The sequence below is a fragment of the Streptomyces sp. L2 genome, assembly GCF_004124325.1.
GTDB lineage: Bacteria > Actinomycetota > Actinomycetes > Streptomycetales > Streptomycetaceae > Streptomyces.
Genome location: NZ_QBDT01000001.1, coordinates 2,662,791 through 2,684,557 on the forward strand (window position 1 = coordinate 2,662,791; position 21,767 = coordinate 2,684,557).

Consider the following 21,767-nt stretch of genomic DNA (forward strand, 5'->3'; position numbering starts at 1 on the left):
TACGCAAGTGACTCCTGAGACAGTCATCGGCGATATCCACGCAAACCGCCGTGTCTCACGTGTCGGAAAACACGGCCCATGAGGCGGTACCGGGTCGTAAGCTCACGGACATGCAGGTGATCCAGTCGACGAAGCTCGCGAACGTCTGTTACGAGATCCGCGGCCCGGTGCTCGAAGAGGCGATGCGGCTGGAGGCGGCAGGGCACCGCATCCTGAAGCTCAATACCGGCAACCCGGCCGCCTTCGGCTTCGAGTGCCCCCCGGAGATCCTGGAGGACGTCCTCCGCAACGTCTCCACGGCGCACGGCTACGGCGACGCGAAGGGCCTGCTGGCCGCCCGCCGCGCGGTGGTCATGCACAACCAGACCCTCGGGATCGAGACGGACGTCGAGCACGTCTACATCGGCAACGGCGTCTCCGAGCTGATCGTGATGGCCATGCAGGGCCTGCTCGACGACGGTGACGAGGTCCTCGTGCCGTCCCCGGACTACCCGCTGTGGACGGCGGCCGTCTCCCTGTCCGGCGGCACGGCCGTGCACTACCGCTGCGACGAGCAGTCCGACTGGATGCCCGACCTCGCCGACGTGGAGCGCAAGGTCACCGACCGCACCAAGGCGATCGTCATCATCAACCCGAACAACCCCACCGGCGCGGTCTACGACGAGGCCGTGCTGAAGGGGCTGACGGACATCGCCCGCCGGCACAACCTGCTGGTCTGCTCGGACGAGATCTACGACAAGATCCTCTACGACGGCGCCACGCACACCCCGACCGCCAAGGTCGCCCCGGACCTGCTCACGCTCACGTTCAACGGCATGTCCAAGGCGTACCGGGTGGCCGGCTACCGGGTCGGCTGGATGTCGATCTCCGGTCCCCGCGCGCACGCCGACTCCTATATCGAGGGCCTGACGATCCTGGCGAACATGCGGCTGTGCGCCAACATGCCGGGACAGCACGGCGTGGTGGCCGCCCTGAGCGGCCGGCAGTCGATCAAGGACCTGGTCCTGCCGGGCGGCCGACTGAAGGAGCAGCGGGACGTCGCCCACGAACTGCTCACCCAGATCCCGGGCGTGACCTGCGTACGGCCGAAGGGGGCGCTGTATCTGTTCCCGCGGCTGGACCCGAAGGTCTTCAAGATCAAGGACGACCGGCGGATGGTGCTGGACCTGCTGCGCCAGGAGAAGATCATGGTCGTCCAGGGCACGGGCTTCAACTGGAGCGAGCCCGACCACTTCCGCGTGGTCACCCTGCCCTCGGTCGGTGACCTCAGGGACGCCATCACCCGGATCGGCAGCTTCCTGGACGGGTACGGGCAGCCGTAAACCCCCATGCCGTGTGACACAGAGCACACGAACCGACCGCTTCCGTGACTCGACTCAAACTTTAGACGAATTCCAAGCTAGGATGGCTTCCTGTCAGCGCACAGGAGGCCATCCCATGTACGAACCGATCCGCACCAAGTCGGTCCACAGCACGATGGCCGGCACGCCCTCGGACTTTCCCCACCGCTCGCGCGAGGAGGAGCTGGACATCCAGCTCGCCGGACACCTCGCGGCGCTGCTCGCCGTGACCGACGAACTGCGCGCCCACACGCGGTCCGCCGAACTGGACACGGCCGCCGAGCGCCTCGCCGGGCAGGTGGCCCGGCTGCGCGGGGGACGGCCCCCGCTGCGGGCCACGCCCGCCGCCGCCGGCGCACCCGCCGACGTCCTGCACGAGCGGGCGCACGCGCTCGCCGGCCGCGCGCTGGTGGTCGCGGCGTCCCGCGCGGACACGGCCGTGGCGATCCTCGCCGCCGAGCGGATGGACGCGCACAGCGCGGCGCTGGCCGCCGGCCCGAAGGCACTGAGCACGACCCCCTGACCCCGCCCCGGGTCCCCGAGACGGCCCCGGTCCGCGCGCACCCGCAGAGCCGCGCGGACCGGGCGCCACACACCTCCACCCCGCCGCCGCTCACAACTCTGCCGCGCCGGCCCCCCTGAATCCGCCGCGACGGCGCTCACCCCCACGCAGCGGCCCGGCGGTGCCGAACCGTCCGCGGCCGACAGCCGCACCGAACCACCCCGTGGGCGATGGCGGTACCCGAACCGGCCCGCGGGCGAACGGAAAGGCCGGCCCCCCTGCCAGGGGAACCGGCCGAACCCGCGGAGCGAACCGCGGCCGGCCGTGACGATCGCTGGTCAGGGCTCCCGACCGGCCGCGGTGTCTGTGAGGTGAACGGGCGGGCTGCCCGCGCGGGCGCTCAGCCCAGGCGCTGCACCAGCGCCCGGTACTGGTCCCACAGCTCCTTCGGAGCGTGGTCGCCGAAGGTGTTGAGGTGCTCGGGGACCAGCGCGGCCTCCTCGCGCCAGACCTCCTTGTCGACCGTGAGCAGGAAGTCCAGGTCGGAGTCGGACAGTTCCAGACCGTTGGTGTCGAGGGACTCCTTGGTCGGCAGGATGCCGATCGGCGTCTCGACGCCCTCGGCCTTGCCGTCCAGGCGCTCCACGATCCACTTCAGGACACGGGAGTTCTCGCCGAAGCCCGGCCAGACGAACTTGCCCTCGTCGTTCTTGCGGAACCAGTTGACGTAGTAGATCTTCGGCAGCTTCGCCTGGTCCTTGTCGGCGCCGACCTCGATCCAGTGGCCCATGTAGTCGCCCATGTTGTAGCCGCAGAACGGCAGCATGGCGAACGGGTCGCGGCGCAGCTCGCCGACCTTGCCCTCGGCGGCGGCGGTCTTCTCGGAGGCCACGTTGGCGCCGAGGAAGACGCCGTGGTTCCAGTCGAAGGACTCGGTCACCAGCGGCACGGCGGAGGCGCGGCGGCCACCGAAGAGGATCGCCGAGATCGGCACGCCCTTGGGGCTCTCCCACTCGGGCGCGATGATCGGGCACTGCGAGGCGGGCGTGGTGAAGCGGGCGTTGGGGTGCGCGGCCGGGGTGCCCGACTCGGGCGTCCAGTCGTTGCCCTTCCAGTCGGTCAGGTGGGCCGGGGTCTCCTGCGTCATGCCCTCCCACCACACGTCGCCGTCGTCGGTGAGGGCGACGTTGGTGAAGACCGAGTTGCCCCACAGCGTCTTCATCGCGTTGGCGTTGGTGTGCTCGCCGGTGCCGGGCGCGACGCCGAAGAAGCCGGCCTCGGGGTTGATGGCGTAGAGGCGGCCGTCCTCGCCGAATCGCATCCAGGCGATGTCGTCGCCGATGGTCTCGACGGTCCAGCCGGAGATCGTGGGCTCCAGCATGGCGAGGTTGGTCTTGCCGCAGGCCGACGGGAAGGCGGCGGCGACGTACTTGGGCTCACCGGTGGGCGGGGTCAGCTTGAGGACGAGCATGTGCTCGGCGAGCCAGCCCTCGTCGCGGGCCATGACGGAGGCGATGCGCAGGGCGTAGCACTTCTTGCCGAGCAGCGCGTTGCCGCCGTAGCCGGAGCCGTACGACCAGATCTCGCGGTCCTCGGGGAAGTGCGAGATGTACTTGGTGGTGTTGCAGGGCCACGGGACGTCGTCCTGGCCCTCCTCCAGCGGGGCGCCGACGGAGTGCACGGCCTTCACGAAGAAGCCCTGGTCGCCGAGTTCTTCGAGGACGGGCTGTCCCATGCGGGTCATGGTGCGCATGGAAGCGGCGACGTACGCGGAGTCGGTGATCTCCACGCCGATCGCGGACAGCGGGGAGCCGAGCGGGCCCATGCAGAACGGGACGACGTACATGGTGCGGCCGCGCATGGCGCCGCGGAAGAGGCCCTTCTCGCCGTGGAAGATCTCCCGCATCTCGGCGGGGTCCTTCCAGTGGTTGGTGGGGCCGGCGTCCTCCTCCTTGGCGGAGCAGATGAAGGTGCGGTCCTCGACGCGGGCGACGTCCTTCGGGTCGGAGGCCGCGTAGTAGGAGTTGGGGCGCTTGATCGGGTCGAGCTTCTTGAAGGTGCCCTTGCCGACGAGCTCTTCGCACAGTCGCTCGTACTCGGCCTCGGATCCGTCACACCAGACCACGCTGTCCGGCTGCGTCAGTTCGGCGATCTCGTTGACCCAGGAGATCAGTTCCTGGTGGTTGGTGGGGACCACGGTGGGAGCCGCGATGTCGCGCGCCACGATTGCTCCTAAGTGAGGGATTTTGTCTTGTTCCGCCCCTTGGGGGCCGCGACCCGGATGCTTCGTAGCTGCTCATCCGGTGCCGACCGCACTCATTTGATCATCCGAGTCTAGTGCCCATATGTCCAGAGGGCATCACAGGTGAGCACGTGAGGAATCCCACGGTTTCCGTGATTTTTTGCGTCCACGTTGGCCTCGGCTGAAGGATCTTTTGCCTGCGGGCACGATCAGGCGGCGGATCGGGTACCCACGAGGGGCGCGTTCACCAGGGACGCTCACAAGGGACTTACGGTGCCGCCGGTACCATGCGGCCATGTCTGCGTCCGTCCCCGACGCGCCCACGGACCCGACGGCCACCGGCCGCCGTCCCGCCGCGCTCTCCCTGCCGCACCCGGTCAAGCCCAGACTCCGCGGCTGGCTGCACCTCGGCATGTTCCCGGCCGTGCTCATAGCGGGTCTGGTGCTCACCGCTCTCGCCGACTCCACCCGGGGCCGGATCGCCTGCGGCATCTACGTCCTGACGGCCTGTCTGCTCTTCGGGGTCAGCGCGCTGTACCACCGGGGCAACTGGAGCCCGCGCATGGACGGCGTCCTGCGCCGGCTCGACCACGCCAACATCTTCCTGATCATCGCGGGCACCTACACCCCGCTGACCCTGCTGCTCCTGCCCGGCGCCAAGGGCCAGTGGCTGCTGTGGGGCATCTGGGCCGCGGCCCTCGCCGGCATCGTGTTCCGGGTGTTCTGGGTCGGCGCGCCCCGCTGGCTCTACACCCCGTGCTACATCGCGATGGGCTGGGCCGCCGTCTTCTTCCTGCCCGACTTCATGCACGCGGGCGGCATCGCGGTCCTGGTCCTGGTGATCGTCGGCGGTGTGCTCTACAGCGCGGGCGGCGTCGTCTACGGCATCAAGCGTCCGAACCCGTCACCGCGCTGGTTCGGCTTCCACGAGGTCTTCCACTCCTTCACGCTGGCCGCGTTCGTCGTCCACTACGTGGGCATCTCGCTGGTGGCGTACCAGCACACGTAGCCCCGCGCCCCCTCGGCCCCAGGCCACGGCTCACCTGAGCCGTGGCCTCTTTGACATGTCCTGACGCGGACTACCGATTGACATGCTCTACATTTTGAGAGCCAATATCATTTCATGGCTGTCACTCGTACTGCCACTCACTCCCCCGGCACCGACCCGCGCCGCTGGTGGGCGCTCGGGGCCCTGGTCGCGAGGATGCTGATGCTCGGCTTCGACCTCACGATCCTCAACGTGGCCCTGCCGACCATGGCCGCCCAGCTCGGCGCGAGCACCGGCCAGCAGCTGGGGGTCCCCCCAGGCGTTTAGCTCTGGGGGAGGATGGCCGACGCGTACGTCGTCGTCTTCGCCGCGCTGATGCTCCCGGCGGGCCTGCTCGGCGACCGGTTCGGGCGGCGCCGGATGCTGATCACCGGACTCGGGATCTTCCTCGCGGGCTCCCTGGTGGGCGCCCTGGCCGGCGACGTGAACTGGGTCGTCACGGCTCGGGCCGTCATGGGCGTGGGCGGCGCCCTGGTCATGCCGCTCGCCCTGTCCGTACTGCCCTCGCTGTTCGGCCCGGACGAGCGCACCAAGGCCGTCGGCCTCATCTCCGCCGCCTCCGCGCTCGGCCTGCCGCTCGGCCCCATCGTCGGCGGCTGGCTCCTGAACCACTTCTGGTGGGGCTCGGTGTTCCTGGTCAACGTCCCGATGGTCGCCATCGGCGTCGCCGCCTGCGTGTTCCTGCTCCCCGAGACCCGTGATCCCGCCTCCCCGAAGGTCGACGTCCTCTCCACCGCGTTCACCGCGACCGGCCTCGGCGCCCTCGTCTACGCCATCATCGAGGCGCCCGGACGGGCTGGGGCGACCCGCTGGTGCTGGCCCTGTTCGCCGCCACCGCCGTCCTCGTCACCGCGCTCGTCCTGCGGGAACGCCGGGCGATACGGCCCATGCTCGACATGGCCCTGCTCGCCCGGCGCGGCTTCCTGCTCAACACGGTCGCCGCGACCCTGGTGATGTTCGTGCTGTCCGGCCTGATGTTCGTCCTGCCGTCGTACCTCCAGGCGGTCTTCGGGAACGACGCGTTCGGCACCGGCCTCAGGCTGCTGCCGATGATGGGCGGGCTGATGATCGCCGCCAAGGGCGCCCAGCCCGTCGTAGCCCGGTTCGGGGCGCGGGCGGTGGTCAGCGCGGGCCTGGTCGTACTGGCCTTCGCCGCCCTGCTCGGCAGCCGCACGACCGTGGACTCCGGCTACGGCTTCACCGCGCTGTGGCTGTCCGTCGCCGGGCTCGGCTTCGGCTTCTCCGTCGTCCCCGCGATGGACGGCGCCCTGGGCGCGCTCCCCGCCGACCGTGCCGGCTGGGGGTCCCCCCACGCCTTTAGGGCAGTGGGGGAGACTCCGGGCTGCTCATGACGCTCCGCCAGGTCGGCGGCACGATCGGCATCGCCCTGCTCGGCAGCCTGCTCGCGAGCGCGTTCCGGGACCGGCTGGACGTCACCGGTCTGCCCGCGCCGGTCGCGCACACCGCCGGGGAGTCGGTGGTCGCCGCCCATCTGATCGCCGCCCGCACCCACTCCGCGCACCTGGCCGCCTCCGCCGACGCCGCGTACGTACACGGCATGGGCCTGGTGCTGCTGGTGTGCGGGGCAGCGGCCCTGCTCGCCGCCCTCCTGGCGGCCGCCTTCCTGCCCGGAACGGCGGACATCCGGACCGGCGCGCCCTCCCCGGAGCCGGACCCGGCCGTGGCCGCGGCGAGGGACGATGCCCGACAATGACCACCATGACGGCACCACGCACCGACTCCCCCGCCGACCGCCCGCGGCCGGGCCTGCGCGAACGCAAGAAGATCAAGACCCGCGAGGCGATCCGCTCCGCGACCTACGCGCTGGTCGAACAACAGGGGTACGACGCCACGACGATCGACCAGATCGCCGAGCGCGCCGAGGTGTCGCCGTCGACCGTCTTCCGCTACTTCCCGACCAAGGAGGACATCGTCCTCACGGACGAGTACGACCCGGTCCTCCTGGAGAAGATCAGGCGACGGCCCGCCGAGGAGCGGTGGACGGACACCATCCGTTCCGTGCTGCGGGAGGCCGTACGGGTCGGCGTGGAGGAGGAACCGGACTCCCGGCTGCGCACCCGGCTCATGGTCGAGGTCCCCGCGGTGCGCTCCCGCATGATGGAGAGCATGTCGGTCACCGGCCGCATGCTGTGCCAGGTCATCGGCGAGCGCACCGGCCGCGACCCGGCGGGCCTGGAGGTCCGGGCGTACGCCATGTCGCTGGTCGGCGCCCTGATGGAGACCACCCTCTACTGGGCCGAGAACGGCCACCGGGAGGACTTCACCGGCCTGATCGACCGCACCCTGGACGTCCTCGAACACGGCCTGCCCCCGAAAAAGCCCTGAAGAGCGCCCGCCCCTCCGTGCCATCCTGACCGGGTGAACGCACCCGAGATCATCGTCGAGTTCGCCCCCGAGCTGCACCTGTTCGTCCCGCACGGACGCCGGCGGGACGCCACGCCCGCCGCTGTCGACGGCGTCTCGACCCTCGGCCACGTCGTGGAGTCCCTCGGCGTGCCGCTCACCGAGGTGGGAACCCTGACGGTCGACGGCGAACCGGTGCCGGTGTCACACGTCCCGCAGGCCGGCGAACGGGTCGCGGTCCGCCCCGTCGAGCGCCCCCAGCACGTCCCGGGCGCCCCGCTCCGCTTCCTCCTCGACGTCCACCTCGGCACCCTCGCCCGCCGCCTGCGCCTCCTCGGCGTCGACACCGCGTACGAGTCGACGGACATCGGCGACCCGGCGCTCGCCGCCCGCTCGGCCGCCGAGAAACGCGTCATGCTCAGCCGCGACCGGGGCCTGCTGCGCCGCCGCGAACTCTGGGCCGGCGCCTACGTCTACAGCACCCGCCCCGACGACCAGCTCCACGACATCCTCGACCGCTTCCGCCCCGCCCTCTCCCCCTGGACCCGCTGCACAGCCTGCAACGGCCCCCTGAAGCAGGCCACCAAGGAAGAGGTGGCCGCCCAGCTGAAACACGGCACCCAGAAGACGTACGACGCCTTCGCCCAGTGCGCGTCCTGCGGCCGCGCCTACTGGAAGGGCGCCCACCACGACCAGCTGGAGGCGATCGTGGAGGACGCCCTGAAGAAATACGGGGCCTGAACGCGCCCCTGTAGGGCGCGGGGAACTGCGCGAGTAACCACGAACGACCCGCGGCCGCCACACAGCAGTCCCCACCCACTCCTATCGCGCCCTCACGTCCGCCTTGCCGCAGGCAACCCCGTCGCGGTTGCGGTCCAGACCGAGTGGATCGTCCCCGCCGTTGACCTTCAACCGCCCGTAGTGGTTCCGCGCCAGCCAATCGCAGCGGGCCTTGGCCGTCTTCTTGACCTCGGCCGGGAACGCCGTGGGCACGCACACGTTGGCGGAGCCGTAGTGCCGGTCGCACCCGGAGATGGTCGGGCTGACCTTCTGGGACGCCCGCTTCTGGCCGGGCCCGGACTCCTTACCGGACAGCGAGTCGGCGAACGCGTGCACGTGGGGGGACGCTTCGGCGGAACCCAGCGCCGCCGGGCCCTGCAGATGGACCCACTTCGCCACGGACGGCACCCCGTTGGCGTCGACCCCGAACAGCATGTACCAGCCCGGCGGCGCCAGGTTCGGATTGCTGGTGACGTTGAGGTCGACGTTGCTGCCGTCGACGGACAGCGGCAGGTCCAGGAACCGCTGGTTGGGGTCGGAGGAGTGCGTCACCGCGGCCGGCCGGATCAACTCGGCCTTGGCGATGGGCCGGTCCACCGTGATCCGCTGCGTGTCGCCGTACTTCCACTCCTGGTTGATGACCGAGGTGATCGTCGGCCGGGTGCCCTTGTAGAGGTAGGGCGGGGTGTAGATGGACACGTTGTGGTTCCAGGAGCCGTTGCCCGGGTTGTCGCCGGTGGCCATCACGCGGCCGTCGGGCAGCAGGAACGCCGAGGAGTGGTAGCCGCGGGACTCGGGATCGGCGGCCACGGGGTCGAACGTGCCGGCGCCGGGGTCGTAGATCGACGACTCGTACACCGGGTTCGCCCGGTTGTGCAGCGCGCCTCCGGTCTCCAGGACCTTGCCGTCGGGCAGCAGCACCGCGGAGACGTACATCTTGCCCTGGTTGCCGGTCTCCGGCTGCGGCCCGCTGCCGAGGTCGACCGTGCCCTGCGGGATCGGGGGTCCGGCGACGTACGACGGGTTCGCCTGCTTGAGGTCGATGACGTCGGTGAGCCGGTTCGCGTCCGGGTTGGAGTCGATGTTGCCGCCGCCGAGCGTCAGCACCCGCTGGTCCTGCGCCGGGGGCAGCAGCACGCTGGCCGACTGGTCCCGCTCGTCCTTGTTCTGCAGCCCGGGGACCTGGGTGATGGTGTTGGCGCCGTAGTCGTAGATCGCCGAGCCCGTGCCGGGGATGTTGTCGCCGAAGACGTGGCTGCCCGTGTAGAAGAGGCGGCCGTCCTGCATGAGGATCATCGACGGGTACAGGCCCCAGTACGACCAGGTCTGGTTGACCTTCCACGTCGGCAGCCACTGCTGGTCCTTGTCGGACCACAGCTCGGCGGTCACCGAACCGGTGGAGTCCTCGCGGAGCCCGCCGAACGTGATGACGTCGCCGTTGCCGAGTTCGGTCGCCGACGGGTACCAGTGGCCGTCGTTGAGGTCGTTGGTCCTGGTGTAGGTCTCCGTCTTCGGGTCGAAGATGTACGAGTCCTTGAACCCCTCGTAGCCGTGGCCGCCCGGCACCGGATAGGCCGCGTTGCCGCTCATCACCAGCACCCGGCCGTCCTGCAGCTGCACGTGCCCGGCGCAGAACATGTCCTTCGGCGTCGGGATCACCTTGTAGGTGCCGTTCGCCGGGTCGTACACGGCGCTGGTGAAGGTGCCCGCCTTGAACTGCTCCTCGCTGTTGCCGGATCCGGCGATGAGCAGCACCTTGCCGTTGTTCAGGACGACGGAGTGCATGGAGCGGACCGGGTTCTGCGTGGGCAGCACCGACCAGCTGCCGTTCGCGCACTGGTCGTCCGTGCCCGTGCACCCGGCCGGCGGGAGCGTGTCCGGGGCCTGGTCCATGGTGTAGTCGTCGGTGGTCGCGGACCCGGTGCCGTAGACGGAGACGCCCCAGGTGATGCGATCGGTGCCGGCGGGCGCCTCGGGGGTGCGGACGGTGGCCTGCGTCCAGGCCGAGGCCATGTCGAGGGTCTTGAGGTCGGTCCAGTACTGCCAGCCGGCGGTGGTGTCGTGCCGGAACAGGGTGATGTTGGCGTCCGGGGTGGTCGTCTTGTACCAGAGCCCGAGGTCGTACTGCTTGCCCGCGCTCACCGTGGGCGCGCAGTCGGCGGACTCGGTGATCAGCGCCTTGCGGTCGCCGTCGGTCCGGCGGGTCAGCGTGACCTTCATGGCCTTGCCGCCGGAGTGGGCGTCGGACGTCGTCTCGAAGGTGAAGTCGTTGTCGCCCCAGCCGGACTTCTCCCAGCAGTACGGCATGTCGCCGGCGCCCGCGGTCTCGAAGCCCGGGTTCTTCACGAGGTTGGCGGCCTCGGCGGGCTGGGGCGCGGTGAGGAGCAGACCGGCGGTCAGGGCCCCCACCCCGATCAGCGCGGTCCTTCTGCGGCGGGTCATACGCGGCTCCTTGCGGACGTGCGCCGGCGGCGGCGCGGGAGGTACACCAGCGCCTCGGTCCCGGCGAAGCGCACGACGAACGTGGTCACGAGGGCGAGGGTGGTCGCGGTGAGGGCGCCCATCCCGAACCGGTGGACGAACAGGGCGATCAGCGGGATGCGCAGCACCAGGTCGGCGTTGGCGAGCAGCGCGAATCGGCCGAGCCGGTCCCACCAGCGGCGGTGCGCACGCCGGTCGCGGAACAGCAGGTGCTCGATGAGCAGGAAGTTCCAGGCGACGCCGAACTGGTTGGCGAGAATCTCGGCGGGCACGTAGTGCAGGCCGAGGGCGGTGAGGACGTACAGGCCGAGCAGGTTGGGCAGGAAGCCGCTGACGCCGATCAGGCCGAAGCCGACCATGCGGGCGAACGGCGAGGCGGTGCGCAGCCCGGCGAGGTGCCGCAGGAAGCGCAGGCCCTCGGCGGCGGTGGACTTGGACTCGCCGGCGTACCGGTCCTGGAAGACGAACGGCACTTCGGCGACCGTACGGGGTCGGCTGCGTACGGCGAGTTCGAGGAGGATCTTGTAGCCGAGCGGTTTGAGGACGTCGGCGGTAACGGCGCTGCGGCGGATGGCGAAGAAGCCGCTCATCGGGTCGCTGATGCCGTGCAGTCGGCGCGGGAAGAGGGACTTGGCGAGCCAGGTCGCCGCGCGGGACACGGCGACCCGGTAGCCGCCGGCGAGTCCGGCGCGGCTGCCGCCCTTGAGGTAGCGGGAGGCGACGACGAGCCCGGCGTTCGCGCGTTCGCCGGTGGCGACCAGGTCCGGGACGAGGGAGGGCGGGTGCTGGCAGTCGCCGTCCATGACGACGATCCACTCGGAGGTGGCCGCCTTCAGTCCCTCGACGACGGCCCCGCCGAGTCCGCCGGCCGGTTCCTCGCGGTGCAGCACGGTCACGGGGAACGGGCAGTCCTGCGCGGCCGCGCGGATCACCTCGGGGGTGTCGTCGGTGGAGTCGTCCACGAAGACGACCTCGCAGGGCAGCCGGGCGGGCACCGATTCGGTGATCCGGTGCAGCAGCTGCCGGACGTTGGCGGACTCGTTGAACGTCGGTACGACGACGGTGACCGCGCCGGGTTCGGGGACCTCGGTGACGTCGGGTTCGCCGAGGGCGCTGGTGTACTCGTGGCTGCTCATCGGGCGTCTCCCGCGGTGGTCCGGACCTGGCGGATCTCGATGCGGTCGGGTCCGGTGCCGAAGGTGGCGACCGGGGTGGAGTGCTGGATGGCGGCGCGGACGTTCGGGAGGTCCTTGGCGTCGCGGCGGACGGTCGGGGAGGCGACGACGTAGTCGACGTCCCGCCAGCCGTGCGGCATGGTCTTGGCGACGGCGGGGTCGAGGTCCGCCTTGTAGAACCAGATCGCGCCGAGTCCGGGCCGGTATCCGGCGTGCACGAGGTCCAGCCAGAGGGCGTCGTCGACGAGGACGCGGGTGTCCTGCGGTTCCGCGACCTCGGTGCTGAGCCAGTGGGAGGCCTGCCGGTAGGGCTTGTTGGCGTCGGCGGTGAGGGCGGTGCGGTCGCCGTCGTACCAGTGCGGGACGACGTAGGCGCCTGCGGCGAGCGTGAGGACGGCGGCGAGCGCGTACCGGCCGCCGGTCAGGTACCGCCTCTCGCCCTCGGCCCGGCCGCGGCGCAGGACCGCCCGGCCGACGGAGGCGGCGCCGCCGGCGAGGACCAGGGCGAGGAACGGCAGGGCGCCGATGACGTACATGGCGGGCAGGTAGCCGTTCGGGCGCAGGGCGACGGCCGTGAGGACGGCGACCGCCAGGGCCGGTCCGGCGAGGGCGCGGGCGGTGACCGACCAGCGCCATCCGGCCAGCAGGAGCAGGGCTCCGGCGAGGCCGCCGAGGGGCAGGACGCGGTCGTAGTACAGCCAGGAGTGCAGGACGCCGTAACTGCCGGAGTGCGTGTCCAGGATGAAGCCGGAGCCGGGGCGGGACATCTGGTAGGTGATGCCCTCCCAGAGGGATACGTGTCCGGGACCGGGCCACAACTCGCCCTTCAGCAGGGCGAAGAGGGGGTAGGAGAGGCCGATCAGGGCACAGGCGGTGACGGCTCCGGTGAGGGCGAACTTGCGGGTGTCACGATGACTGTGCCGCCACATGGTGACGAACAGGGCGGGCAGGACGACGAGCATCGTCTCCTTGGTGAGGACGCCCGCGGCGGCGGCGAGGCCCGCGCCGAAGTGGTGCCACAGGTGGCGGCTGGGCGAGGCGGCCAGGCAGAACGCCAGCAGCAGCCACATCACGGCGATGTTGTCGAGGAAGATCTCCCTGCTGAGCACGACGGACAGCGGGGAGAGCCCGAAGAGGGCCATGCCGAGTCCGGCGGCCCAGCGGGGCAGCAGGAGCCGCCGGCCGAGGACGTACACCAGGACGGCGCTGACCGCGCCGATGCCGAGCATAACGAGCCGCATGGTGCCGACGGTCATCGAGCCGGGGCTGATGACGGAGGGGAGCCAGCTGAGCAGGGCGATCTGGATCCAGCCGAGCGGCGGGTGGTCGTACCAGTAGGTGTAGTGGGCCAGTCCGGTGCCCTGCTGCACGGCCCAGGCCTGGGCCAGGTAGGTGCCCTCGTCGTCGCTGAGGGTGGGGTAGGCGGAGATGTTCCAGCCCTGGACGAGAAGGACCGCGAGCAGCAGCGCCCCGCACAGGAGCAGGTCGGGGCGGGAGGAGCGGAGCCGCTGCGGCGGGCTCGTCCGACCGGTCGAACCCGTCTCGGGCGCGGGTGGGCGCTGCGCGGGGACCTTCGGGGCGGTCACCGCGGGAAGGGTGGAGGTCACGCGGACACGTCCTCTCGGAGGGGCTCGGCCGCGGTGAGGTGCGCGCCGACGTGGCTGGTCAACTCCCATTCGTTACGGCCGCGTTGCTCACGCCATACGGCGCGGATCGCGGCCCCGGCGAGGAGGACCTGGTAGAAGGGGCCGCCGACGATGAGCTTGACGTAGTGGACGAAGCGGACCTTCAGGCCGTACTGCCGGCCGAAGTCGTGCAGTCCGACCAGCTCGAAGACGAACGTGACGGCGGCGGTGACCAGCGGCAGGAAGGTCAGGAACGCGACCCCGACGGGCACGTCCAGGAACAGCGCGACGGCCGCGTTGAGCGGGATGACCACCCCGGAGAAGGCCTGCAGGAACGGCGTCATCAGCGTGTACCGGGCGAGAAGACGCTGCCGTGCCGCCGGGAGCTGGGTCCAGTCCTTCTTCCGGTAGACCTGGAGGAAGCCCTGGTTCCAGCGGGTGCGCTGCTTGAGCAGGGCCATGAGCGAGCCGGGCGTCTCCTCGCGGGTGACCATGTCGGAGTCGTAGGCGACGACGACCCTCTTGCCGACGCTGGACAGGCGCACGCCCAGGTCGCAGTCCTCGGCCAGGCAGTCCGGGTCCCAGCCGTCCGCCTCCCTGAGCACACCGGTGCGGACGAACACGGTGTTCCCGCCGAGCGGGATGAACCCCTTCTGCGCGTGCAGGTGCAGCCGGGAGCGGAACCAGAAGAAGTACTCCAGGCAGTTGCGCAGGCTGTACCAGCTGGAGTGGAAGTTGATGAGCTGCACCCCGCCCTGCACGACGTCCGCGTCCGTCGTCCGGAACGCGTGGTCGACGTGCGCGAGCAGCTCGGGATGGACCTGGTCCTCGGCGTCGAAGACCCCGACGACGTCGCCGCGGCAGTGCGGCAGCGCCGTGTTCATGGCCTTCGGCTTGTTCTTCTTCTCGTGGGTGTCGACGACGACCCGGACCCGCGGGTCCTGTGCGGCGGCCTGTTCGGCGACCGCGGTCGTCTCGGGGTCGTCGTGCCCCACGATCACGATGATCTCGAAGTCGGTGTGTGTGGACTGCAGCAGCCGCTGGATGGTGTGGTCGAGCACGGCCTGCTCGTGCCGGGCGGGCAGGAGCAGAGAGAACGACAGGTGTTCGGCCCCGTCGGGTCTGCCGAACCGGGTGGAGGCGAGCACTTCGGGCGTGCGCCACGCGTGCATCTGCCACCACAGGGTGAAGGCGGCCATCCAGAACAGCGCCAGCGAAACGGCAGCGATGAAGACAGACGTCAGCAAGAAAGATCCCCCCAGATCCCCGATAACCCCCTGTGGGCGCGACCGAGCGTCACCGCTCGGCTCGCCGCCGTGAAGAGAGTAGGGGGGATTTGTGAATCCGGGGAGCTGTTCCGATAAATAGCGTGTTTCGGTACGGGGGTGCGAATAGCGTGACCTAATCGATCACTTGCGCAATTCCGGCAGGACGGACTACTTCCGCTTCCGTTGTTCCCGCCGATCAGCCGCCGTTCCCGGGGCTGTTGAGCGCGGCACGCAACTGCTCCGGGTCGGTCGTCGGGGCGTCACAGGTGAAGTGCCGGCAGACGTAGGCGGCCGCTCCCCCGGCGACCAGCGGTCGGCCTTCCAGCAACGGGAACTCGTCGCTCCCCGAGGCCCCCACGGCGACGACCGCGCCCGGGGCAGTGCCGAGAAGTGCCGTGCGGTGCAAGGCGGTCGTCCTGTCGTCGGCGGGCAGGCTGGGGCCCCGGTACCCACCGGCGTCCTCCTCCTTCGCCGCCGGTCCGACGACCGCGATCTCGCGGGGCCCGTCGAGGAGGGCCTCGGCGACGGCCAGCCCCCACCCGATGAACCGGGGCACGCGCGGACCGAGCGCCTTGACGACGCCCAACGCCCGTTCGGCGGCGGCCCGGTGGGGCTCGGAGCCGGTGTGCGCGGCGTAGCTCAGCAGGGCGCCGGCCGCCGCGCTCCAGCCGGACGGGGCGGCGTTGTCGGTGGGGTCCTGCGGCCGGCGGATGAGCCGTTCGGCGTCGGAGGCGGTGTCGTACAGGGAGCCGGTGTCCGGGTCGGTGAAGCGGGCCAGCACATGGTCGACGAGCAGGCCGGCGAAGTCCAGCCAGACGCCCTCGCCGGTGACGGAGGCGAGCGCGAGGAATCCCTCGGCGACGTCGGCGTAGTCCTCCAGCACCCCCGCGTTGGCACCGGCGCGGCCGTCCCGGCTGGTGCGGGCGAGGTGGGCGTGCTCGTCGAGATGCAGCCGTACGAGGAGGTCGGCGGCGGCGACGGCGGCGCCGACCAGGTCGGGGCGGTCGAAGTAGGCGCCGGTCTCGGCGAGCGCCGCGACGGCGAGCCCGTTCCACGCGGCGACGACCTTGTCGTCCCGGCCGGGCGCGGGCCGCTCGGCGCGCTCCGCCAGCAGCCGCTCCCTGATGGACGCGGCCTTGGCCGCATCGAGCACGGGACCGTCCTGCGGGAGCTGCAGAACGGACTGCCCCTCCTCGAAGGTGCCCTCCTGCGTCACACCGAAGTACCGCGCGGCGAGTTCGGCGTCCTCCTCGCCGAGCACCTCCCGCAGCCGCTCGGGCGTCCACACGTAGTACGCCCCCTCGACGTGCCGCCCGCTGCCGTCGTCGCTGTCGGCGTCGAGCGCGGAGGCGAATCCCCCTTCACTCGTGCGCAGTTCACGCACCATGAAGTCGGCGGTCTCCAGGGCGACGCGCCGGGCGAAGTCGGAGCCGGTGGCCCGCCACAGGTGCGCGTACACGCGGCACAGCAGGGCGTTGTCGTACAACATCTTCTCGAAGTGCGGTACCAAAGGTCCATGCGGGCGGGGCGTGAGTACGTACCGGTGGAACCCGCCTCCCACCTGGTCGTACAGGCTCGAACGAGCCATCGCGCCGCACAGCCCCTCTGCCATCTCCAGCGCCGCCACGGAACCGGCACGCGCATGGTGGCGCAACAGGAACTCGACCACCATCGACGGCGGGAACTTGGTGTCTCCCTTGAACCAGCCGCTCGCCGTGTCGATGTCCCGAGTCAGTTGGAGGAGCGCCAGGGCCTGAGTCTCGTCGGTGGGCACCCCTGCGGACTCGATACTCCGCTCCCGCCCGGCAAGGTCCTTGGTGATCTTCGCGGCGACTTCACCCACCTCGTCACGCCGACTCGTCCACGCGCTGTGGACACCTTCGAGTACCTCCCGGAAGGACGGCATCCCATGGCGGGGCTCCGGCGGGAAGTACGTGCCGAAGTAGAACGGCTCCCCGTCCGGCGTCATGAAGACGGACATGGGCCAGCCGCCCTGCCCCGTGGCGGCCTGCACGGCCTCCATGTAGACGGCATCCACGTCCGGCCGCTCTTCACGGTCCACCTTGACGGACACAAAGTGCTCGTTCATGTACGCAGCGGTGTCGTCGTCCTCGAAGGACTCATGTGCCATGACGTGGCACCAGTGGCACGCGCTGTAGCCGACGCTCAAGAACACGGGGACGTTGCGCCGCCGGGCTTCTTCGAACGCGCCGGCCTCCCATGGCCACCAGTCAACGGGGTTGTCCGCGTGCTGGAGGAGGTACGGGGACGTGGCCTGCGCGAGTCGGTTGGGCATACCCCCATCCTTGCGCACACCGCCTCCGCCCCGCCCATGCGCCACGGGGGAAGGACGCACGGACGGGGCCGCTCAGTGCTCGCGCGGCCGGACCGGCTGACGAGTGGCTGCGCTGCGCCACCACCACAGCCCCCGACAGGCGGGCAGGGAGCGCCCGAAGAACGCCCCGCACCGCGCGCACCACGGCAGCCCGCTCTCCGCGTCCGTGGGGCACTCGTCGGCGCAACGGGGGCACTTCGGCACGGGGCCTACTCTCAGGCGCTCAGGTCGTACTCTCCGCCCTTGATGGCGGCCGTCAGATCGGCCCACTCGGCGGCCGTGTACGTGATGACGATGTCCGGCCGGACGCTGTCGCGCAAGGCGACGATGCCGGGAACGTTGGTCGCCTTCGGGTCACGGCACGCGGCCGTCTTGACGAAGTCGAACTCGGGCAGTGCAGCGGACACGGGTCCATTCCTCTCGCAGCACGTAGCGGGGAAGCGGTCCCCGCGCCGCCTTGCTGACCGTCCCGGCCGCCTGCCCTTCCTGTAGCGAAGCGACCGGGACGGGGCCTGTCCTCCCACCCCCGCCGCCCCGCGCCGCCGCGATCACGATGAGGGTGGGAAACCTAGATGTGCAGCGTCAGCACAAGGCCCACCGACCCACGCCACGAACTCAGCGAAGGCCAGCGCGATGCGCGCCCGCCTCAGGGGTGCTCGCAGCGGAACCGGGACGGGGGCTGGTTGCTGCCGGGCGGGAAGTAGACGACCCCAGAGACCGGATCTTGAGCGCCGCCCAGCGGCGTCCACCAGCCATCGGGAGAGTTCCTGTACGGCCCGTCACGGTCGTCCAGCAGGCTCACCAGCTCCGGGGCCGGTAACGGGCGCACAGGGCGTCTCCGGAGCCTCTCGGGGTCACTGGCCGGACTTCCGCCGGTACGGCTTGGCGCACTCGCTGTGCCGGTAGACCACGGCCGGCGGACCGGACTGCCGTTCCACGGTGCCCCGGCGGCAGATTTCAAGGGCGCCGATCGGCTTGTCGCACTCGGGGCACGTCTCCCCGGTCGGTGCGAACGTCGCGTATTCGTCCCTGCGTGCGTCGGTGTCGCTGTTGGTCTGGGTCGCCATCGTCGCTGTCCCCTCACGTGGTCCGATGATGACCACGCTAGGGAGAGCGGAACCCCGACTCACAGGCCATTGCACGCGATCGCGTACCGATTACACGAGGGAGTCACGCGCCTTGGCCAGCAGCGCACGGGCCTTGTCTCCGTAGACCGCCATATCGGCCAGTGCGGCGAACGTGTCGGCGTACGCCTTCACCTCGCTGGGCTGCGTGATCGTGAGGTAGCCGGACACAAGCTCAACGTTCACTTGCGCCTTGTCGTAGATCCAGAACCCCTCAACGGGCATGCGCTGCCGCTCAAGCCGCGCGGGTACCACACCCAAGGTGACGTGCGGCAACTCTCCTTCGGTGAGGGAGCGCAGGCGCTCTAGCTGCTCCGCTTGTGTGTCGACGTCGCCGTAGCCGTTCCTCAACACGGACTCTTCAACCAGGAACGCGAACCGGCGTTGCCCCTCGGTGAGTACCCGCTGGCGTTCCATGCGGACGGCTACCGCGTCGGCCACGTCATCGACCGGCACCCGACGCCGCTGGACAGCGCGCAACACGGCCTCGGTGTATCCGTACGTCTGAATCAGGCCGGGCACAAGCCAAGAGGAGTAGGCCCGAAACCAGCGGGTGCGCTCGAACAGGGGCCGAACGGATGCCTGTGCCTGTCGCAGCCCCGCGCGCTCCATTCGACGCCAGGACACCCACATGCCCTCAACGGCCCGGAGAGAGGCGATCAGGTCCTCTGTCTGGCCCTCCGCTCCGCACGCCCGACACCACACCCGAATATCGTCCTCGCTGGGCTGCGTCTTCGCTGTCGAGATCCGAGACACCTTGGACGGATGCCAGCCGCACAGCGCGGCAAGATCCTTGCCATCAAGCCCGGCGTCCTTGACCAACTCCCGTAGGCGGTCGGAAAGGAGTTGCCGGGCCTGCTGGACGCTAGATGATGCTGATTGGGGCATGACTCACTGAACCGGCTTGTACTCCTCGTGAGGTGTAGCCCGCTGCCACACCAACTCAAAGGCGGATGAGACGAGTCGGCAGATGGCCGGCTCAGTCCGCCACTCGCGGTCAACAACTTCCCCGACGCCAGAGAAGTACGTGAATAGCACGGACTCGCCGTCGAACATCCACAGGTCAGTTCCCGGCAAGGGGATGTCAGCGGCACGACGCCGGGGCAGCCAGCGGACCAGCTCACCCGCTGCGACGTTGGCGAACGTCATGTCGTGCTCATACCTGATGTAGTCCGTAACCGGCTCCGAGACGATGCGGGCCCGCCGCATGACGACTCCGCGCGCTGTCGTCCCCTGCACTAGGTCACGCCACGTACCCCACCAGTCCGGCAGCTTGGCCGGGTCACCGTTGTACCGATGGCCAGCGCGCCAACGGGCGAACTCCGGATCGTCCGGGGTGTAGCTGTCGCGCATCTCCAGGTGTACGGCGGAGCGCCGCGCCTTGCAGATCCCGTCACGTACGGGGTACTTCACCGCTGCCGTCCTCCGGTCGGGGGATGTACTTCAGCATCACAGCAGGGAGCCGAATGATCGTCTCGTGATCCGGCACGTCCGTGCTGTGACCGGGGATAGAGCCGATCTCCTGGCACGCCTTCACCTCCTCGTCGGTGGCCCGATACGACTGGATCAGCAGATCCCCCGTGTCCTCGTCCAACCAGATGGTGGGCGAGTCGTCAACGGGCGTGTTCGGGATGATCCCGAGGAACCTGAGCTTCATGCCTGCCCTCTCCCTGCGTCGATTGGATTGCTGCCGATTGCATGACTCTCACTCGCCAGGGGGCACCCGTCAAGACCGCCTCAGATAGCGGCACTTGACACCCTGGGACGAGGACCCGCCGCGAGGGAACGCGGGGAACTTCCCCAGTCGGCCCCGCGTGCACCCTTGAGAGCGAAGGCACCCCTAGGAACGCCGAAAGCCCCCGGCAGCCACCCCGGCGATGGGCAGCCGTCGGGGGCTTGGGGCGTCCTTAGCGGGGCTGATCTACCCCTTAACAAGCGTCTTTCTCCGGCGTGCGAATGACTGGTGGAGAGCACTTATTTGAGCTGTGCGGTATTCCTCCGCAGGGCGTGAGCGCAGCGGACGGTGACCACGCCCTCTCTAGAGCGGCGCACCCGGGCGCGTCGGATGCACCAGATGCGCACCGGTTGACCGCGGAATGCGCGGGCTCACGAGGTTGAGTGAAGCAGGCACGAGCCTCGGGATAGTGGCCCGTGACCAGCATCTGCCACCGTCAACGACTGCTGGCGCATCAAGCGGCGCCAGACACAGGCACCTCCCACGCCGGGCCTCGCAGCTGCTCCACAGCCATTCGCCGAACCCCGCTTGCTGGCAGAGTCTCGAACGTGCCAGATGGCAGTGGAGATTCAGCGCCACGAAGCTGCGAAGGCCACAGACAGCAACGCCGGTTCTCTGGTCCCGGGCCCCGTGACGGATCAGAAGTGGGTGAGGGGGGTCAGGTAGGTGTCGGTGGGGAGGCTGGTGCCGATGGGGGTGTTGTTGATCTCGATCCAGGCGTGGAGGTGTCGGGTGCCGGTCTGGTCGGGGACGGAGTCGGCGCCGATGGCGAGTTGGGCGGGCCAGCCGGCGGCGCGGAGGGCGGCGGCGCGGGCGGCGAGATCACCTGGGAGGAAACGGGTCCGGGCACGGGGGGCCGGGGCGGCGAGGCCGTGTACGCCGTCCACGGTATGGGCGGCCGGGGCGGGACCGGCGGCTACGGCGGCTACGGCGGCCGAGGCGGCAAGGGCAAGGCGGACTACTCCGCCGGAGGCGGAGAGGCCGGAGGCGCGGGCCAGCAGGCAGCCAACGGTGCCGCCGGCGACGACGGCTGCGTGATCGTCACCTCAGAAGCGGACTGACCACACCGTGCATCCGGCGCGGCCCTTCGTACGAGCCAAGGCCTACGAAGGGCCGCGAGCCGTCGGCGGGGGACTTCCTCGTCTCGGGTCGTCAGGCTGTCGAAGTCATCAGGGGCGCCAGGCTGACGGTCTCGGCGGGGGAGGCGGTTCGGTGCCCGTCGAGGCGGATCACGGCCAGGCTGGTACGGCCGTGGAGGACGTACATGCATGTGCCTGAAGGATGGACCGCCACCCCTGAGCAGCCGGGGTAGTCGCCAGGAAGGGGTCGGGGCTCGACGCCTTACTTCAGGGTGCCGTCACCGTCCAGATCAATACTGTAGACCTTCTTGTTCCGATTGCACGCGGTGTAGAGCACGTTGGCCGAGGAGCCATAGGCCATGGGCCCCGGTTTGAGCGTCATGGTCCAGGACGGCTCCTGGCCGAGTTCCAGCCGGGAGGTGTTGTTGTCGGTTACCTCGTGCAGGGTGCGGATGCCCTTGTCCGAGGCCGTGTAGAGGTACTTGGGCCCGGCGGCGAGGGATCTGCGGCGGAGTGTCGGAGCCGGGTGGCAGGGGATGGTGCGTCCCTTGATCGAAGTTGGCGCGGCCGTACATCTGTCGCTTCAGCAGCTTGTATGTTCTGTGGAATCCGAAGCCACGCGGACCTGTACGGCTGACACGGCCGTGACCTGCGAGGATTGCCACCGAA

Annotated in this window: 18 protein-coding genes and 1 pseudogene; 7 read left to right on the forward strand and 12 right to left on the reverse strand. The window is 70.0% G+C overall.

What is annotated here, in order from left to right; all coding sequences use genetic code 11:
- The first annotated feature begins 110 nt into the window (after window positions 1-110).
- Together DBP14_RS11295 and DBP14_RS11300 are read left to right on the forward strand one after the other, a co-directional pair.
- A complete protein-coding gene (locus DBP14_RS11295; RefSeq protein ID WP_129307104.1) occupies window positions 111-1,322 on the forward strand; it encodes a pyridoxal phosphate-dependent aminotransferase in 1,212 nt (403 codons plus the stop codon).
- Between the two features lie 115 nt (window positions 1,323-1,437).
- Window positions 1,438-1,863: a hypothetical protein gene (locus DBP14_RS11300; protein ID WP_129307105.1), complete on the forward strand. Its 426-nt coding sequence runs from the start codon at window positions 1,438-1,440 to the stop codon at window positions 1,861-1,863.
- A 379-nt stretch (window positions 1,864-2,242) separates the two neighbouring features.
- Here the strand turns inward: DBP14_RS11300 and DBP14_RS11305 are convergent, their stop codons facing one another.
- Window positions 2,243-4,066: a phosphoenolpyruvate carboxykinase (GTP) gene (locus tag DBP14_RS11305; protein WP_129307106.1), complete on the reverse strand. Its 1,824-nt coding sequence runs from the start codon at window positions 4,064-4,066 to the stop codon at window positions 2,243-2,245.
- 313 nt (window positions 4,067-4,379) lie between these two features.
- Between DBP14_RS11305 and DBP14_RS11310 the strand changes: the two genes are divergently transcribed.
- From DBP14_RS11310 to DBP14_RS11325, 4 genes and pseudogenes are all read left to right on the forward strand, one after another.
- The gene (locus tag DBP14_RS11310; RefSeq protein ID WP_129307107.1) at window positions 4,380-5,093 is read left to right on the forward strand and encodes a hemolysin III family protein; all 714 of its coding nucleotides are present in this window, start codon (window positions 4,380-4,382) and stop codon (window positions 5,091-5,093) included.
- A gap of 114 nt (window positions 5,094-5,207) precedes the next feature.
- Window positions 5,208-6,846: pseudogene (locus DBP14_RS11315) on the forward strand (MFS transporter).
- Window positions 6,843-7,478 (forward strand): TetR family transcriptional regulator, encoded by a 636-nt coding sequence (locus tag DBP14_RS11320; RefSeq protein WP_129307108.1) that lies wholly within the window; start codon window positions 6,843-6,845, stop codon window positions 7,476-7,478. Before DBP14_RS11315 ends, DBP14_RS11320 begins: the two are co-directional and overlap by 4 nt.
- A gap of 33 nt (window positions 7,479-7,511) precedes the next feature.
- The gene (locus tag DBP14_RS11325) at window positions 7,512-8,237 is read left to right on the forward strand and encodes a Mut7-C RNAse domain-containing protein (RefSeq protein WP_129307109.1); all 726 of its coding nucleotides are present in this window, start codon (window positions 7,512-7,514) and stop codon (window positions 8,235-8,237) included.
- Window positions 8,238-8,318: 81 nt separating this feature from the next.
- Here DBP14_RS11325 and DBP14_RS11330 read toward each other — a convergent pair whose 3' ends face one another.
- The 11 genes from DBP14_RS11330 to DBP14_RS37280 form a co-directional block, all read right to left on the reverse strand.
- Window positions 8,319-10,718: a galactose oxidase early set domain-containing protein gene (locus tag DBP14_RS11330; RefSeq protein WP_129307110.1), complete on the reverse strand. Its 2,400-nt coding sequence runs from the start codon at window positions 10,716-10,718 to the stop codon at window positions 8,319-8,321.
- Window positions 10,715-11,893 (reverse strand): glycosyltransferase family 2 protein, encoded by a 1,179-nt coding sequence (locus tag DBP14_RS11335; protein ID WP_129307111.1) that lies wholly within the window; start codon window positions 11,891-11,893, stop codon window positions 10,715-10,717. Before DBP14_RS11335 ends, DBP14_RS11330 begins: the two co-directional genes overlap by 4 nt.
- Window positions 11,890-13,539, reverse strand: a complete 1,650-nt coding sequence (locus DBP14_RS11340; protein WP_129307112.1) for a phospholipid carrier-dependent glycosyltransferase — start codon at window positions 13,537-13,539, stop codon at window positions 11,890-11,892. The genes DBP14_RS11335 and DBP14_RS11340 overlap by 4 nt, the downstream gene beginning before the upstream one ends.
- Complete coding sequence (locus DBP14_RS11345; protein ID WP_129307113.1) at window positions 13,536-14,804, reverse strand: glycosyltransferase; 1,269 nt, start codon at window positions 14,802-14,804, stop codon at window positions 13,536-13,538. The genes DBP14_RS11340 and DBP14_RS11345 overlap by 4 nt, the downstream gene beginning before the upstream one ends.
- Before the next feature lie 217 nt (window positions 14,805-15,021).
- Complete coding sequence (locus DBP14_RS11350) at window positions 15,022-17,121, reverse strand: thioredoxin domain-containing protein (protein WP_164992304.1); 2,100 nt, start codon at window positions 17,119-17,121, stop codon at window positions 15,022-15,024.
- A 254-nt stretch (window positions 17,122-17,375) separates the two neighbouring features.
- Window positions 17,376-17,567 carry a DUF397 domain-containing protein gene (locus DBP14_RS11355; protein WP_129307115.1) on the reverse strand — a complete coding sequence of 64 codons (192 nt, stop codon included), beginning with the start codon at window positions 17,565-17,567 and terminating at the stop codon, window positions 17,376-17,378.
- A gap of 447 nt (window positions 17,568-18,014) precedes the next feature.
- A complete protein-coding gene (locus DBP14_RS11360; protein WP_129307116.1) occupies window positions 18,015-18,227 on the reverse strand; it encodes a hypothetical protein in 213 nt (70 codons plus the stop codon).
- A 90-nt stretch (window positions 18,228-18,317) separates the two neighbouring features.
- The gene (locus DBP14_RS11365) at window positions 18,318-19,172 is read right to left on the reverse strand and encodes a helix-turn-helix transcriptional regulator (protein WP_129307117.1); all 855 of its coding nucleotides are present in this window, start codon (window positions 19,170-19,172) and stop codon (window positions 18,318-18,320) included.
- A gap of 3 nt (window positions 19,173-19,175) precedes the next feature.
- Entirely contained in the window at window positions 19,176-19,697 is a 522-nt protein-coding gene (locus DBP14_RS11370) for a DUF6879 family protein (RefSeq protein WP_129307118.1), read from the reverse strand.
- Window positions 19,678-19,941, reverse strand: coding sequence for a hypothetical protein (locus DBP14_RS11375; RefSeq protein ID WP_129307119.1), 264 nt, complete (start codon window positions 19,939-19,941; stop codon window positions 19,678-19,680). The genes DBP14_RS11370 and DBP14_RS11375 overlap by 20 nt, the downstream gene beginning before the upstream one ends.
- Window positions 19,942-20,657: 716 nt before the next feature.
- Complete coding sequence (locus tag DBP14_RS37280) at window positions 20,658-20,906, reverse strand: lasso peptide biosynthesis protein (RefSeq protein ID WP_164992305.1); 249 nt, start codon at window positions 20,904-20,906, stop codon at window positions 20,658-20,660.
- Here DBP14_RS37280 and DBP14_RS35995 point away from each other — a divergent pair.
- Window positions 20,892-21,080 carry a hypothetical protein gene (locus DBP14_RS35995; protein ID WP_164992306.1) on the forward strand — a complete coding sequence of 63 codons (189 nt, stop codon included), beginning with the start codon at window positions 20,892-20,894 and terminating at the stop codon, window positions 21,078-21,080. The genes DBP14_RS37280 and DBP14_RS35995 overlap by 15 nt on opposite strands.
- Window positions 21,081-21,767: the final 687 nt, after the last annotated feature.